Origin of the sequence: [Bacteroides] pectinophilus (genome assembly GCA_025146925.1) — a bacterium.
Classification (GTDB): domain Bacteria; phylum Bacillota; class Clostridia; order Lachnospirales; family Lachnospiraceae; genus Bacteroides_F; species Bacteroides_F pectinophilus.
Map to the genome: position 1 here is coordinate 674,421 of CP102260.1, position 16,108 is coordinate 690,528.

The window sequence follows — 16,108 nt, forward strand, 5'->3', positions numbered from 1 at the left end:
GGATTGAGGGTGTTATGTCACAGACAACAAAGAGGGCGCTTGCAGCTTCGCTTAAGAATCTTCTGCTCAAAAAGCCGCTTGATAAGATTACGATTAATGATATTGCTGAGGACTGCGGCATTAACCGCATGACGTTCTATTATCATTTTAAAGATATATATGATCTTATTGAGTGGACATGCATTGAGGATGCCACAAGAGCGCTTGAAGGCAATAAGACATATGATACCTGGCAGCAGGGGTTCTATCAGATATTTGAGGCAGTACAGGAGAATAAGCCGTTTATAATGAATGTCTATCACTCCGTGAGCCGTGAACAGGTTGAGAGATATCTGTACAAGGTAACCTATGGGCTTCTTATAGATGTGGTGAACGAGAAAGCAGCCGGTATGTCTGTCCGTGATGAAGATAAGGAATTTATAGCTGACTGCTACAAATACATGTTTGTGGGAATAATGCTTGAATGGATACGCAATGATATGAAGGAAAATCCTGCATATATCATAGAGCGCCTTGACGGGCTCGTTCACGGAAGCATTATGACAGCACTTAATAATTACCGCAATAATCCGTAGGTATCAGAGTCGGGGCTTTTGCCCCGGCATCTTTATACAAAACAGGCGTTATGATAAAAATTTTATCATGGCGCTTTTTTTGTTTATTGTTAATGGATTTCAGGCACAATATAATATGCACATAGAAACAAAGAGGCAGCGCAGAACAGGAGGTAAGTATGTATTATTCAAGCGGTAATTATGAAGCATTTGCACGTCCGTTAAAACCTGAGGGCGTGGACGGAAAATCAGCTTATATAGTAGGAAGCGGTCTTGCAGCACTTGCAGCGGCATGTTTCCTGGTAAGAGACGGTCAGATGAAGGGTGAGCACGTACACATTCTTGAGAAGGATAAGATTCCGGGCGGTGCATGTGACGGATACAAATATGAGAATGTCGGCTATGTTATGCGAGGCGGACGAGAGATGGACAATCATTTTGAATGTATGTGGGATCTGTTCCGTTCTATTCCGTCAATTGAGACTGAGGGTGTATCGGTTCTTGATGAATATTACTGGCTTAACAAGGCCGACCCGAACTATTCACTCTGCCGTGCAACTGTGAACAGAGGCGAGGATGCCCACACAGACGGCAAGTTCTCAATATCAGACAAGGGCGCACTTGAGATAATGAAGCTTTTCTTCACACCTAATGAAGAACTGCAGGATAAGAAGATTACAGATGTGTTCGACAATGAAGTGCTGGATTCTAATTTCTGGCTGTACTGGAGAACGATGTTTGCATTTGAGAACTGGCACAGCGCACTGGAGATGAAGCTGTATATCCAGAGATATATCCACCATATCGGAGGACTTCCTGACTTTACAGCGCTGAGATTTACCAAATACAACCAGTATGAGTCAATGATTCTTCCTATGGTGAAGTATCTTGAGAGCTTCGGTGTACAGTTCCATTACGGTGTTAAGGTTGTAAATGTAAAGTTCGACATCACAGATGCAAGAAAGCAGGCTGCCCGCATTGATGTAATCGATAACGGCAGGGAAAGCGCAATAGACCTTACGGAGAATGATCTTGTATTTATTACAAACGGAGGCTGCGTTGAGAATTCAACTATTGGTGACCAGAATACACCGGCAGTATTTAATAAAGAGATAAAGCCGGGCGGAGGCTGGGATATGTGGCGTAAGATTGCCGCACAGGATCCTTCATTCGGACATCCGGACAAGTTCTGTTATGACCCTGAAAAGTCTAACTGGATGAGTGCAACCGTAACAACTCTTGATGACAGAATAATTCCTTATATAAAGAAAATCTGTAAGAGGGACCCTCTTTCAGGTAAAGTAGTAACCGGCGGCATCGTAAGTGTTAAGGATTCTTCATGGCTCCTTAGCTGGACGATTAACCGTCAGCCACAGTTCAGGTCACAGCCAAAGGGTCAGGTTCTTGTGTGGGTATATGCACTGTTCTCTGACAAACCGGGCGATTATATAAAGAAACCTATGAGAGAATGTACAGGAAAAGAAATATGCATGGAGTGGCTGTATCACCTTGGCGTCCCTGTTGAAGAAATAGAAGACATGGCAGCCAACAGCGCCAACACTGTACCATGTATGATGCCTTACATTACAGCATTTTTCATGCCTCGTGCATATGGTGACAGACCTGATGTTGTACCTGAGAAAGCAGTCAACTTTGCATTCTTAGGCCAGTTTGCAGAAACAAAACGCGATACCATATTTACAACAGAGTATTCAATCAGAACCGGCATGGAAGCAGTCTACACGCTCCTTAACATTGACCGCGGCGTTCCGGAAGTATGGGGAAGCGTGTATGACCTCCGTTGTCTGCTTGATGCAACAGTAAAGCTTCGCGACGGAAAGAAAGCAACAGACATGGAGCTCAATCTTATTGAAAAGTTTGCGCTCAAGGAAGCACTAAAGAAAATCAAGGGTACTGACGTTGAAAAACTCCTTAAGGATTACAACGTAATCTGATATCCTTACAAATCATTACTACATTATATGTAGATGTGATAATGTGAATTGAAATCAAAAATGTGAAATCAGTGAAATCAAAATGAAATCAGCAAAACGGGCATCTGGTACTGCATTTGACAGCAATGCGGCAGGGTGTCCGTTTTGCGTGTGCGAAATATTATCCGCAATGTTGCGCGGCAGGACAGTATGGTCTATAATTTTTATGTTACACAAAGTATGGGGGAAGAACTGTATGTCGGTTAAGAGAAAAATATTTAACATAATTCAGATAGGGGACAAGAGCAATTATATAAGCAGATGCTTTGATATATTTATAACTATAACGATAATTTCCAATATAGTAGTAATGTTTTTACAGACATTTTCCGAACTTGCAGCCTGCATGGCGGTTTTCAAGGGGATAGAATATGTTACGACATTTGTATTCTGCATAGAATATGTCCTTAGAATCTGGACTGCGGATTACCTGTATCCTGACAAAAGTGAGTTTAGGTCACGTCTCAGTTTCCTGATATCATTTGACGGAATTGTTGACCTGCTTACAATAATCCCTGCATTTTTCTTATCGGGCTTTGTAATATTCCGAATGCTCAGGGTAGTAAGAATCTTCCATCTGTTCAGGCTTAATGCCAGATATGATTCATTCAATGTAATTACAGCCGTATTATATGAAAAACGTAATCAGATTATGTCGTCGGTATTTATAGTGCTGATTCTTATGCTCGCGAGCAGCCTGTGCATGTACAGTGTGGAGCATGATGCACAGCCTGACGTATTCCGTAATGCATTCAGCGGCATATGGTGGAGCATGTCAACGCTCCTTACTGTAGGCTACGGAGACATATATCCGATAACAACACTTGGAAGAATAATGGCAATCTGCATTGCCTACCTTGGGGTTGGCGTGGTGGCTATCCCAACCGGTATCATAAGCGCCGGATTTGTAGAGCAGTACCAGCGTAAAAGTGATATCTCCAATTACCGCGATGTTGACATTAAGGATATTGTCGAGATAATGATAGACAAACGCCTTGCGGGAAAGACACTTGCAGAGGTTGAATACGGCGACAACTTCTCGGTATATCTTGTGCTGCGCGATAATCTGTCAATCCTGCCGCAGGATGACATGATATTGAAGGAGAAGGATATAGTTGTGGCAAGGTGCCGGAATTAGGGAAATGGGAAACTATGTTGATAATTATGTTGATTGTGGTATTGCTTTTTAACAAATGCTCTGCTACAATCAACTCAAAGCATATATTCTACAATTCAACAACGTAAGTTGATCTAATTTCTAATCTTTATTCAATGAATTCTATGCTTTTATAACTCACTTAACATTTTTATAGCATAGTGCATTGGACGGAAGATTGGATTGGCGGTCTGTAGCTGCATGTTGGTATCTGTAGATTGTGCGTCATATTCTAAGATACGTTAAAGGTTCTGTATTTCTTTCCGCTCCGCATGCACTGTGGGAACAGGAGGAAACATGAAACCTTTGGAACAGATGAACATTGTGGATGACTTTCTGGCAGGCAGCCTTATAGGTCATAAGGAGTATGGCGAAGCGGCATCACGCTACATCCTGAGCTGCATACTGAACCGTAAGATTGGGAAGCTTAACGTAGTAACGCAGAAGTTTCTTATTGGTGACAACCCTGAGAGGCATGGTATCAGGATGGATGTCTACCTTGATGAGGAAGAAGGCGAGATATTCGATGTTGAACCGGACAAGAATAATAATGCAAAAGACATTGCATCACTTCCCAAAAGGGCGCGGTTCTACCATGACAAGATTGACACAGCCAATCTCAGATCGGGCAGTAACTACGATGACCTTCGCGATGTGATTGTCATATTCATCATGCCGTATGACCCGTTTGGGCTGGACAGGATGGTGTACACAGTTAAAAAGTGCTGTGTAGAAGTGCCTGATATGCCGTATGATGACGGTGACAGGACGATATTCCTGTATACAGGCGGGACAGAAGGACATCCGACAGAACAACTGCGTCAGCTATTACACTATATGGAGAACTCCGTTGAGGAGAACGCCTGCACAAAAGAACTGCAGGAGCTTCATAAGATGGTGGTGGCTGTCAAGCAGGATGGAGAGGTAGGTATTGCATATATGAAGAGTTTTGAGATTGAGGAGAAGATTCGCAGAGAGGGCGAAGAACGCGGCAGGGAAGAAGGAATACAGGAAGGAATACAAAAAGGAATACGAGAAGGAATGCATGGAATGATTAGAACATGCCGAAGATTCAAGCAGACTGACGCCCAGATTGTACAGCTCCTTCAGGAGGAGCTTAACCTTACAAGAGAACAGGCTGAGGATGCCTTGGCAAAGTACACTCCGGCTTCAGATGAAAAAGTAACACAGTGATGAAATAAAACGCCGACAATAGCATAACAGAATAACAAGAATCCCAATAATCCGGCACAGCCATATGGCATTGATGCCCGGATTATTGGGGTTTTTATTAATTATATATAATTATAATTAATTGCCGGCAATTTAAACTCATTAAGGATTACATTTTTTGCAGGCAGAATAGCCTCTGGAGATAAGCGTATCTCTGTCACCGTCGAATTCCACATAGTTGGATGCCTTGATCTGCTTGGCACTTGCACATCCGGCGTAGTGGAACTTCTTAGTGCTCTTGTTTAACACATAGTGACCGGATTGGCTGATTGAATCATTGGCAGGCTCTTCATTTACCTGAGCTTCCCCGGCATCTTCAACAACTGAATTGTCGTCTGAACTGCCTGCATCAGCAGCATCTTCAGCAGCATCTTCTGTTGTATCGGCGGTTTCGGTAACAGCGTCTGTTACATTGGCAGAAACTTCGACTTTGCCATCAGTTATCAATTCATCCACAGCTTCGGCCGCAGTCTCAGTTGCCGTTTCAGTTACAGCCTGGGGTGCAGCTTCAACAGCTTTTGTGGCTGCTGAAGTACTTTCGGCATAAGACTTAGTCGTAGCCTGAGCAGCAACAGAAGCATTTTTTGCTGCAGTTGAGGCTTGTGTTGAAGGAACGCTTACAACAACGGCTTTGGTCTCTGTGACTGCAGCAGGAAGATTTGCGACAGATTGTACAGATGGTGCGGAAGATGCAATTTCTGGCGAAGAAGTTGGCGTGCCGCATGCGGCGTTCATAACCATACTCATAACAATAGCAGTCATACAAATGGTATTTCTTATAAAATTCTTTTGCATATAGCACACTCCTCATATAATATTTTAATATATTATAATAATATATCATTTCATATGAACAAGCAACTATTAATTATTAGATGTTTTTATTCAAACCTTTAAACAAGAGCGGATATTCCTGTAACATTATATAAAAAGAACACACCGAGATAAGAAAGAATTATATAGGCAATTGCCTCACTGATATTCGGTGTTTTACTTTTGGCTGTAGCCCGTGCGTGCCGCTGAGAGGCAGATTCCACTTTAGAATTCTTATTATGCGCAAATATGCTGTAAATCCCATGTATAATCATGTCAACCAACTTGAACAGGAAAAATCCGATAACCGCGCCGAGTGTATTCATCAGAAGGTCATCAATATCGGATACGCGCCAATTGAAAAGCTGCATAATCTCAATCGCGAGGGAAGAGAGCATGCCGATAAGCAGAACCTGATTAAATCTAAAAATAAAGTGTTCATAAATTTTCTCCCTGATAAAATAAGGAGACTGCCAAAGCTGCATCCGAAGATGGCTGAGCCTTAACAATCTCCTCAATTGGAAAATCAGTAAATGCAAATCTGAACCATGCAAATCTGCATCGCCTATCTCACATCTGTTTTTGTAAATGTACTGAACAGATTAACTAGCTCATCATCTGCCTGATAGAAGCGGCAGCCGGATTCGGTTGTACGCTTGGCATTATTGTCAGTCAGTGATGAATTGTAGGTTACACACAGTACAGGCCTGTTCAGGTCAATAGTGGATGGCGCACTGTCGAGTCTGTCCGCAATCTTATTAAGAATTTCGGCACCATTTTCAGTATAGTCAGCATAAGAATCATTTGAACCATCTAAGTTATTGTAGAAGCTGCGTGTAGCTGAACCATCGTACAGGTTACCGTCATACAGAAGTGTGAATGACAAAGTACAGTTCCTTACGGCATAACCATCGGGAAGCTGTGCATCAAGCAGCTTATTTACAGCATTGGAAGCATCTGAAGCTGCATTAATACGCTCAACAAGCAACTTGAGTGCTCTTGGTGTATCAGCAGATATGCCGGCATAAAAATTAAGTGTTGAACTCTTATAATTGACTTCCACATAGAATCTTCCAATGCAGCCACCTGAAGAATAGCGTGATGTGTGGCTGATAGCAGCAGGAAGATCCAGTGAACGGAAATCTTCACAAAGAGCCTCATACAGGTCACGTTTGTCATTGTCAGATATCTTCCATGAAGAGTGGCCCGTCATATACAACTCACATGAAGCAAGAGAGTTATATTCAGGCAGATTCTTATATATGGAAGTATAATCATCAGACTTATTCAGTGTATTGATAAATGTCTGGTACTCATTTAACGGTACATACACCTTACGTCTGAGTGTTCCGATACCTTTGCCGAATTCCACACTCAGCCGTGTAGAATAGGCACTGACAGAGTCAGCACCATCAGTTGTTTTTATATCATTTATATTCTGCTCAAGATAGCTGACAAGCTTACTGATTATCTCCTGGTTATATATTTTGGTGGCTGCTGCTTTCTGGGTAAAATAATAATCATGTCCTACATCACTTCTTGTGAGAGAAGAGTAATCGTCTGTATTGATGATTACGTATTTCACGCGGTCGGCTGAAGGCACATTGTGAATCTCATAAAAATATCCGGCAGCGATTATAATGACAAACAGTACATTAAATGCTGCAAGTGTCCACAGGCTTTTGAAGGATTTCATTACATTGGCAATCTTTCTGGTTGAGATGAGCTCATAAAGAAAATATGCTATTACTGCAATAAAATAGAAAAGCACAATGTAAAACAGGTTCATGGCATTGGTTCCGCCAAACATCTCATGCCTGCGGAGGATAAGCTGGCATACCGCTGCAATTGGCAGAAGACATATGCACATCGGAGGTATAAGCCTGTATATATTCTGAAGGTGTCTGTTGGAAGCCGGCATGGTTGCTGTCTCGGATTTCCTTATTTTAAATGCATACATTCCAATGACAAAATATACTATGGCAAGCACCAGCGTATAGAGTGACGGAACAAGATGTGTCATTGGATATAACGCATCTCCGCCTATAAACAGGCTGATTACATTGCCGACGACAATGTTAATGTTATAGTCAAGTATTCCGCCAAGGCTTAACGGCAGAACCTGGACAAGAGAAGACATCATAACCGTGAAGAATGTTATAAGTCCTCTTGGAAATATAAGAAGCATAACTGAAACTGCTATATTTGAAAAATAAGTTCCTGTAATGCTCATGGCAAGGAAGCCTGCGGCGAGCATACATACAGAGCCTGCCAGTGTCGCAAGAGTTGTTGTAAGCACACTGTACATGTTGATTGCCACATATGGCGTGAACAGCGTAAGAATGCAGCAGAGTGCAGTACTTACAAGCACGATTATACACAGCCATGCAACAATCGCAGCCAGAAATGATACAGCGATGCATTCCCTTTTTACAGGAATACTGTGATAAAAGTCACTTGAGTTGCGTCTGTTCATGAATCCAAACAGATAAAGAACCATAACAGGCGCAAGAATATATATTGCTGCAAGCAGTATCGGGTGAAGTTCAAGCAGTGTGCACACCTCAGGCATATTAAGTGCGGTCTGGGCTGCGCTGCCTGATATCGTAATCTGGCCTGCCGTATATGATGCAATCCATTCGGCATTGCTCATATTATTGCCGATTACAACAAATACTGTTTCAAGGCAGAAGATTATGAGGCCCATGATTCCTATTGTGCGAAGCTGGCGCATTCCGTCTGAAAATAATTTCTTATTAAATATATTTTTCATGATTATCCTCCAATCCTCAATTATTGACCAGCACATCATCAAAACTGTATCCGAGTGCTTCCATCTCATAGGTAAATACTTCTTCAAGCGTAAGCGGAAGAATGTCAAGTATCACAGGATGCTTTGCCTGAATCTTCGCGGTAACGTCTGCTTTGTCGCCGCGTACGATAATATTGGCAACACTTCCATGCTTGGTGTAATGAAGTATATCAAGATCTGAGAATGTATCCCTGCCGTAAGTCCCTGCAAATTCCCCGGTGAATGCCACCTGAACCTTGAAAAGGGATGTCTTTAAGTTGCTTATGTCACTTTCCAGCACAAGACCTCCCTTGTGAAGCAGGGCAAGCTGGTCACACGTATCTTCAAGCTCACGAAGAGAGTGTGAGGTAAGAATTGCGGTTGCCTTGCGGTCAACAACATCCTGACATACGATATTTTTAACAAGATTACGCATTACCGGGTCGAGTCCGTCAAATGTCTCATCAAGGAAGAGATATCTCGGACGGCATGACAGCGCGAGAATAGTCGCTGCCTGCCTCTTCATTCCTTTTGAAAATGTGTTCAGGCTGCGGCTGCCGGAAAGCTTGAATATCTCCTTGAGATGTTCATAGCGTTCACCACTGAAATCAGGATAAGCAGCGGAGTAGAGCTTCGCCATCCTGTCCATTGAAGCGCCGCCGAGAAAATACAGTTCATCAGGCACAAATGCCATATGTGATTTCAATTCAGTGTTCTCGTATACATCGTTCCCGTCGATAGTGATAGTCCCCATGTCTGCACGGTATATACCCGTCAGCAGACGTAAAAATGTTGATTTGCCGGCACCGTTGGATCCGACCATGCCGTAGATACAGCCTTCCTCAATTGTACATGAGATGCCGTTCAAAGCTTTGTAATCATCAAATGTTTTTGTCAGATTGTCAGCTTTAATCATTGCTTTGCCCTCCCGTCATATTATTGGATGAGCTGTCCCCAAACACCTCATCAACACAGCTTATTACATCTTCTTTTGTGATGCCTGCCATCTTAAGGCTTATAAGCTGCGTTTTGATATCCTGTAATTCGTCCTCTTTTGCAATGTGCATAAGCTCAAGTGCATTATCTGATATAAAGCTTCCCTTGCCGGGAACTGATTTGATAAGCGTCCTTCTGTCAAGCTCGGCAATTGCCTTCTGAATCGTGTTGGGATTAACAGAAAGCTCAACAGACAAAGTCCTTACCGAAGGCATCCTGTCACCGGGCTTAAGTACACCCTTAAGGATGAATTCCTCCGTCTGCCGTATTATCTGCTCATACACAGGCGTTCTGGATATTACATCAATCTGATACATCGTCCGCCTCCTTTAGCAATATTAACTGTATTAGTACGATTAATACAGTTGTATAATAACATGCATTCCGCAGCCTGTCAAGAGGGGGAAGTGTATTGCATCAACAGACACGCTCCCACTTGGACGGCAGCGCAGCGGACGCATAACCGGCTGTAAGTAATAAAGTGTTTATAAACCAAGAGCAGTAGTGTTCCGGGTTGGCTCCCAAACAAAGCAGAATAGGTGTGTAAAAGACACGGCTATGCACCCGCCGGTACTTAGCGAACGCAAAGCGTGAGCTTAGTATCCGCTGCGAGGTGCATGCAGCGGGAGCGAGTGCCTTTTACACATCTATTCTGCCCTTATTCTGCCCTTATTCTGCCCTTATTCTGCATTTCCCCTTGTAATATTTCCACAATAAGGTAAAATGTTATGTATGCGGCTTTGAAGCCGTACGATATGAAAAATGATAGAATATTCAGGGAGAGTACATTACAATGGACAAATTAAAACCGATGCTTTTTACGGTAATGAAGGGTTACACAAAAGAGCAGTTTGTTAAGGATGTAGTAGCAGGAATTATTGTAGCGATTATAGCGCTGCCGCTTTCAATAGCACTTGCACTTGCGTCAGGCGTAGGACCGGAGCAGGGTATCTACACAGCGATAATCGCAGGCTTTATAATTTCCTTCCTTGGCGGAAGCAGTGTGCAGATTGCAGGTCCGACGGCTGCATTTGCAACAATAGTAGCGGGAATCGTGGCAGAGAACGGAATGTCAGGACTCGCAACGGCAACAATACTTGCCGGAATTATACTTATAGTCATGGGACTTTTAAGATTCGGAAGTCTTATAAAGTTCATACCTTATACGATTACAGTAGGTTTTACAGCCGGAATTGCGGTAACAATAGTTATAGGACAGCTCAAGGATTTCTTTGGAATAACATATGCACAGGGAACACAGGCTGTTGAGACAATGGAAAAGCTTAAGGCGGATGTTGCATTTGCAGGAACCGTTAACTGGCAGGCAGTGATAGTAGGCGTTGTATGTCTTGCCGTGCTTATCGTATGGCCTAAGATAAGTGAAAAGATTCCGGGTTCACTTATAGCTGTAATAGTGGGAATTGTTATGGTTAAGGGAATCGGAATGCATGTAAATACAATCGGAGACCTCTATACAATAAGTAATGCACTTCCAAAGCCTGTTATGCCTGATTTCAGTCTTGAGACTGTAGGCAGAATGCTTCCGGATGCATTTACAATAGCTATACTTGCAGCGATAGAATCACTGCTTTCATGTGTTGTAGCTGACGGAATGGTTAATTCAAGACACCGATCCAATATGGAGCTTGTTGCGCAGGGTGCGGGTAATATCGGTTCTGCATTATTTGGCGGAATTCCTGCAACGGGAGCAATAGCAAGAACAGCAGCTAATATTAAGAACGGCGGACGCACACCTGTTGCCGGAATGGTGCATGCAATTGTGCTGCTGCTTGTGCTGGTTGTACTTATGCCATATGCGGCACTTATTCCGATGCCGACAATTGCGGCTATTCTTTTCATGGTAGCTTACAATATGTGCCAGTGGGGAACTTTCGTACATTTAGTGAAAACTGCGCCAAAGAGTGATATAATTGTACTTGTGCTTACATTTGCGCTTACAGTTATATTTGACCTTGTCGTAGCAATTGAGATAGGAATGATACTTGCATGTCTGCTCCTTCTCAGGCGTATGAGTGAGGAATCAGAGGTTAAGAGCTGGAAATATATTGAGGATGAGAATGATCCTGACAGCATTATGCTCCGCAAGGTACCTAAGCATGTAAGAGTATATGAGATAAGCGGTCCGATGTTTTTCGGAGCTGCTGACAGAATAGCAACAATTTCAGTAAAGGACTTTACCAGGTGCCTCGTTATAAGAATGCGTGCGGTTAACGCACTTGACGCAACAGCGATGCATTCACTTGAGGAGCTTTACGATAAACTCAGCAAAAAACATATAGCAGTAGTATTTTCACATGTGAATGAGCAGCCTATGCATGTTATGCAGAAGGCAGGATTTGTTGAAAAAGTAGGCAGTGAGAATTTCTGTGAGCACATTGATGAAGCGCTTGAAAGAGCAGCAGGATTTGATTCTAACGACTGATATTTGAAGAATGACCGGTGATGGTCAGGTATGGAGGCATCATATGGATAATAATGAAGGGAAGCACAGGCAGGCTGATATTGCAGACGATAACCGTAAGAAGTGGAATTATGACATAAAAAAATATGCCGTTGTGGCAAGTGTCGCCATAGTGACATTCTTTATTTGTGTGCTGCTTTTCTTCATTGTATACAGATACAGTGGTTTTGCCAAAATCTGGGACAAGCTTATGTCTATTATGCAGCCGTTTATAATAGGAATTGTGCTTGCATATATTGTCAATCCGATAATGATGGTGGTTGAAGGGATAGTAATGCGTCTTATCGGACCTAAGGTGAAGAATCCAAAGACTGCCGAGAAGACGGCAAGAGGCATTGGAATCGTATGCGCGCTTATGCTGTTTATACTTATTATCGTGTTCCTGCTTGAACTTATCATACCTCAGATAATCAGCAGTGTTCAGGGAGTTGTCGGAAGTCTTCCGGATGAGATCAGCTCATTTGTTGCATGGGTAACAGAGGTGACAAGGGGCAATGAGCAGATATCCAATATGGTTGAAAAAGGGATTATCTCAGGAACAGACTTTATCGGCAAGTGGGTTCAGGATCACCTGCTTCCACAGGCTAATACGTACATTGTATCAATTACGACAGGTGTAGTTAATGTTGCCAGGATAGTTGTAAATGTATTTGTCGGCATTATTATTTCGGTATATGTACTTGCCAGCAAGGAAAGATTCATCGGACAGTCCAAGAAGATGATATATACGATGTTTGACGCGAAGCGCGGCAATATAATAATAAGGACGGCAAGAAAGAGCAATGAGATATTTGGCGGATTTATTATGGGCAAGATAATAGATTCACTTATTATAGGAGTGCTCTGCTATGTAGGGCTTCTTATACTCAGAATGCCATATCCTACGCTTGTCAGTGTTATTGTCGGTGTAACCAATGTAATTCCATTTTTTGGTCCGTACATCGGAGCAGTACCGAGTTTTATAATTATTACGCTTGCCAATCCAATCAAGGGACTGTATTTCCTTGTATTCATTCTCGTTTTACAGCAGCTTGACGGTAATGTAATCGGACCGAAGATTCTTGGGGATTCAACAGGACTTTCGCCATTCTGGGTTGTATTTGCAATTATTGCAGCCGGAGGAATATTCGGATTTGCAGGAATGCTTCTTGGTGTGCCAACATTTGCAGTTATATATTACATAGCAGGCGAGATAGTCAGTCATAAGCTTAAGATGCGTAATCTTCCGCCGGATACAGAGAGTTACATAAAGGCTGAAGAACTTGATATTTCCACAAATGAAATCAAATACAAAGAGTAATTGTCAGAATATTTTAAATAATACACACAATTAAGAGAATAAAATACAAAAGATAATATAAAAACAAAATAATTAAAAATATTTTAGAAAAAGTATTGACAAAACTGAACCTCAATGGTAATATACATACATAAACAAGAGAGATACATAAAGTATCAATCAGAAGTCAATTGATTAATCAAACTGAATTAATCAAAGTCAAGACAGCAGGGAGGTTGATACCGTTGGGCCAGACATAGTAATAACAGTCAATATGAAGTGGTAGTACTGGACAGGAGTTTTAATAACAGTATTCATATTGAACAATACCACATTAATATCCAAGATTTCAGATTCGTGTAAAGAAACGATGAAGAAGAAGCGTACATTTTATACAACCTGAAAGTTCATGAAGACGCTATATCCGAATACAGCATACGCAGCAAGCGTTAGATGCATATAATGAAGATAGTAAGCAGCAGGAACTGATGGAAGATATATCTTGTAGGTTGTGAGAGATTAAGAATAGGGTTCTTATCTTGAAACTTGATATTATAATAAGCGTCACTGTACAGAGAATGAGAGCAGTGAGGAAAGAGAGAAAAAATTGAATAACGAATCAGAGTTTTAGAACGACCATTGTACTTAAGTAATACGAGAGTATGATGGTCGTTCGCTTTTTATGAACAGCCTGACTTCTGCATGATACTATGATTTTTATTAGAACTGTCTTTTTGAGAAAAATATGCTATAATGCTATAGTATGATGTGATGTCTGCAGAATTGTGTGAGTAATTCGCAGGTATCGGGGCGGTGCCGAAAGTCCCCTTTTATGAGGTCTTTGACACCAACGTAAGTCTGAATATATATAAGCGAGGTATTACAATGAGTGAAGCATGCAGTCATAACTGTGGAAGCTGTAGTGAGAATTGCAGCGAGAAAATGGATTTTCGTAAGAGCCTTCATGAGGGCAGCAGCGTTAAGAAAGTAATAGGAGTTGTCAGCGGTAAAGGCGGAGTCGGTAAGTCAATGATAACATCACTGCTTGCCGTTGCGGCACAGCAGTCAGGAGCACGTACGGCAATACTTGATGCAGATATAACAGGCCCTTCAATTCCAAGAGCGTTTGGAATTAAGAGTAAGGCATCAAGTGATGGAGTTGTACTTATGCCGGTTAGTTCTAAGACAGGAATACAGATTATGTCGACCAATCTCCTGCTTGCCAATGAGACGGATCCGGTAATATGGAGAGGACCTGTAATAGCAGGATGTGTTGAGCAGTTCTGGACAGATGTTATGTGGAATGATGTTGATGTTATGCTTGTGGATATGCCTCCGGGAACAGGAGATGTGCCGCTTACGGTATTCCAGTCAATACCTGTGGATGGAATTGTAATAGTCACAACTCCTCAGGAACTCGTCGGCATGATAGTGGAGAAGGCGGTTAATATGGCTTCAACAATGAATGTCCCTATACTTGGAATAGTAGAGAATATGTCATATTTTGAATGTCCTGACTGCAAGAGCCGTCATGAGATATTCGGTAAGAGCCACATAGAAGAGATTGCGGCACAGTACGGAATAAGCAATATTGCTAAACTTCCTATAGATTCATCACTTGCTGCCAATGCAGATGCAGGAACAGTGGAAGATTACAGCGGAGCAGATCTTGCAGAACTTAAGGCATTCTATAGCACACTGATGTAATAATACGGAATGAGTAATTTCTGAAGAACACTGACAGGCGGAAGGTATGAGCCCAGGTCGATGAAAATAGGGCAGCATACAAGGCACAGGATAGCATACAGAGGGATAATACTCATCATGATGCGGCTTTTGCGTATGCATAGCGATAATGCGAAGGCAAATAATATGCATATAGCCGCAAATACAGTTATCGAAGACAGTTCTTCTGATAATCCGGAATGTGAGCCGGACAGCATTAATGATAACAGAGACGACAATGCGAACAGTATTGTCGGGATAGCGGTGTATACAAGTCGTCCGAGGATGGTCATTCGTCCCTGCATGGCTAAGAATACACCGCTTTCTTTATCTGTGACATATTGCGAACATCCAAACATTGCAGCTATTGTGATAAGTATTGCGAGTATGCCGCGAAGCGGAAAAAGCTGTGTATCTGCCTGATATTCAGCAGAATGTGGGGCTGATGTGCCGTATGTGCCGGACTGGGCTTTACCGGAGACATCAAGAAGCCTGAATTCCACATGAAAGGTGGCAGGACCATTAAGATAGTAGTCAAAGCGTTCATTTACATAATCTTTTGCAATATGTGAGGCGGTGCTGTCAGTGCCGGCCAGTGACGAGGCATAGTCGGCTGCAATTGATTGACCGAATATGCCGAACATTGAGTGAAATACCATTTCGCTGGACAGTGATGCCATCATGGATGAAGGAGAGCTTACAAGCTTTATACAACCGGAATATTTACCGCCTGATATGCATGCTGAGAGATTGTCGGGAAAGATGTATCCGCAGTCTGTTCTGCCGCTTATAATATCATTATTAAGCTCGTCGGCAGATGATGCCTCATAATATTCCATAGTTGTGCTGTCGGAAGACTCAATAAGATGCTGCATGGTCTGGTGTGCAAGAATGTCATTGCCGGCTGCAAGCATACCGATTCGCACAGGTTCGCTTTCGTTAAGCTGTGGAACCGAAGAGATTATGTATACACAGACAGGCATGGCAATTAAAAATATGGTCATAAGCCTGTAATTAAGCTGTCTTTTAAGAAGAAGAAAAAATCTTATAAAATATGCTCTCATAGTAATCCCCATTCCTGCCCA

Annotated in this window: 13 protein-coding genes; 7 read left to right on the plus strand and 6 right to left on the minus strand. The window is 42.3% G+C overall.

What is annotated here, in order from left to right; all coding sequences use genetic code 11:
• Window positions 1–14: 14 nt before the first annotated feature.
• The 4 genes from NQ488_03165 (at window position 15) to NQ488_03180 (ending at window position 4,898) form a co-directional block, all read left to right on the plus strand.
• Window positions 15–575 carry a TetR/AcrR family transcriptional regulator gene (locus NQ488_03165; GenBank protein UWN96326.1) on the plus strand — a complete coding sequence of 187 codons (561 nt, stop codon included), beginning with the start codon at window positions 15–17 and terminating at the stop codon, window positions 573–575.
• 158 nt (window positions 576–733) lie between these two features.
• A complete protein-coding gene (locus NQ488_03170) occupies window positions 734–2,509 on the plus strand; it encodes an oleate hydratase (protein UWN96327.1) in 1,776 nt (591 codons plus the stop codon).
• Between the two features lie 235 nt (window positions 2,510–2,744).
• Entirely contained in the window at window positions 2,745–3,686 is a 942-nt protein-coding gene (locus NQ488_03175; GenBank protein UWN96328.1) for an ion transporter, read from the plus strand.
• A 315-nt stretch (window positions 3,687–4,001) separates the two neighbouring features.
• Window positions 4,002–4,898, plus strand: a complete 897-nt coding sequence (locus tag NQ488_03180; GenBank protein UWN96329.1) for an Rpn family recombination-promoting nuclease/putative transposase — start codon at window positions 4,002–4,004, stop codon at window positions 4,896–4,898.
• A 141-nt stretch (window positions 4,899–5,039) separates the two neighbouring features.
• Here the strand turns inward: NQ488_03180 and NQ488_03185 are convergent, their stop codons facing one another.
• The 5 genes from NQ488_03185 to NQ488_03205 form a co-directional block, all read right to left on the minus strand.
• Entirely contained in the window at window positions 5,040–5,732 is a 693-nt protein-coding gene (locus tag NQ488_03185; GenBank protein UWN96330.1) for a hypothetical protein, read from the minus strand.
• Window positions 5,733–5,830: 98 nt separating this feature from the next.
• The gene (locus tag NQ488_03190) at window positions 5,831–6,304 is read right to left on the minus strand and encodes a VanZ family protein (GenBank protein ID UWN96331.1); all 474 of its coding nucleotides are present in this window, start codon (window positions 6,302–6,304) and stop codon (window positions 5,831–5,833) included.
• Between the two features lie 11 nt (window positions 6,305–6,315).
• Window positions 6,316–8,523: an ABC transporter permease gene (locus tag NQ488_03195; GenBank protein UWN96332.1), complete on the minus strand. Its 2,208-nt coding sequence runs from the start codon at window positions 8,521–8,523 to the stop codon at window positions 6,316–6,318.
• A 16-nt stretch (window positions 8,524–8,539) separates the two neighbouring features.
• Window positions 8,540–9,457 (minus strand): ABC transporter ATP-binding protein, encoded by a 918-nt coding sequence (locus NQ488_03200; GenBank protein ID UWN96333.1) that lies wholly within the window; start codon window positions 9,455–9,457, stop codon window positions 8,540–8,542.
• Window positions 9,450–9,854, minus strand: a complete 405-nt coding sequence (locus NQ488_03205; protein UWN96334.1) for a GntR family transcriptional regulator — start codon at window positions 9,852–9,854, stop codon at window positions 9,450–9,452. The genes NQ488_03200 and NQ488_03205 overlap by 8 nt, the downstream gene beginning before the upstream one ends.
• A 476-nt stretch (window positions 9,855–10,330) precedes the next feature.
• On the opposite strand from NQ488_03205, the gene NQ488_03210 reads away from it, so the two are divergent.
• From NQ488_03210 to NQ488_03220, 3 genes are all read left to right on the plus strand, one after another.
• Window positions 10,331–11,980, plus strand: coding sequence for a SulP family inorganic anion transporter (locus NQ488_03210; GenBank protein ID UWN96335.1), 1,650 nt, complete (start codon window positions 10,331–10,333; stop codon window positions 11,978–11,980).
• Window positions 11,981–12,023: 43 nt separating this feature from the next.
• Window positions 12,024–13,319, plus strand: coding sequence for an AI-2E family transporter (locus NQ488_03215; GenBank protein ID UWN96336.1), 1,296 nt, complete (start codon window positions 12,024–12,026; stop codon window positions 13,317–13,319).
• Between the two features lie 864 nt (window positions 13,320–14,183).
• Entirely contained in the window at window positions 14,184–15,005 is an 822-nt protein-coding gene (locus NQ488_03220; GenBank protein UWN96337.1) for an Mrp/NBP35 family ATP-binding protein, read from the plus strand.
• Here NQ488_03220 and NQ488_03225 read toward each other — a convergent pair.
• A complete protein-coding gene (locus NQ488_03225; protein UWN96338.1) occupies window positions 14,987–16,087 on the minus strand; it encodes a hypothetical protein in 1,101 nt (366 codons plus the stop codon). The two genes, NQ488_03220 and NQ488_03225, sit on opposite strands and share 19 nt — an antisense overlap.
• Between the last annotated feature and the right edge of the window lie 21 nt (window positions 16,088–16,108).

Coding starts and splice junctions, on each gene's coding strand:
- NQ488_03215 (UWN96336.1), top strand. CDS start 12,024: ATGGATAATAATGAAGGGAAGCACAGGCAGGCTGATATTGCAGACGAT.
- NQ488_03225 (UWN96338.1), bottom strand. CDS start 16,087: ATGAGAGCATATTTTATAAGATTTTTTCTTCTTCTTAAAAGACAGCTT.
- NQ488_03210 (UWN96335.1), top strand. CDS start 10,331: ATGGACAAATTAAAACCGATGCTTTTTACGGTAATGAAGGGTTACACA.
- NQ488_03170 (UWN96327.1), top strand. CDS start 734: ATGTATTATTCAAGCGGTAATTATGAAGCATTTGCACGTCCGTTAAAA.
- NQ488_03165 (UWN96326.1), top strand. CDS start 15: ATGTCACAGACAACAAAGAGGGCGCTTGCAGCTTCGCTTAAGAATCTT.
- NQ488_03185 (UWN96330.1), bottom strand. CDS start 5,732: ATGCAAAAGAATTTTATAAGAAATACCATTTGTATGACTGCTATTGTT.
- NQ488_03195 (UWN96332.1), bottom strand. CDS start 8,523: ATGAAAAATATATTTAATAAGAAATTATTTTCAGACGGAATGCGCCAG.
- NQ488_03175 (UWN96328.1), top strand. CDS start 2,745: ATGTCGGTTAAGAGAAAAATATTTAACATAATTCAGATAGGGGACAAG.
- NQ488_03205 (UWN96334.1), bottom strand. CDS start 9,854: ATGTATCAGATTGATGTAATATCCAGAACGCCTGTGTATGAGCAGATA.
- NQ488_03180 (UWN96329.1), top strand. CDS start 4,002: ATGAAACCTTTGGAACAGATGAACATTGTGGATGACTTTCTGGCAGGC.
- NQ488_03220 (UWN96337.1), top strand. CDS start 14,184: ATGAGTGAAGCATGCAGTCATAACTGTGGAAGCTGTAGTGAGAATTGC.
- NQ488_03200 (UWN96333.1), bottom strand. CDS start 9,457: ATGATTAAAGCTGACAATCTGACAAAAACATTTGATGATTACAAAGCT.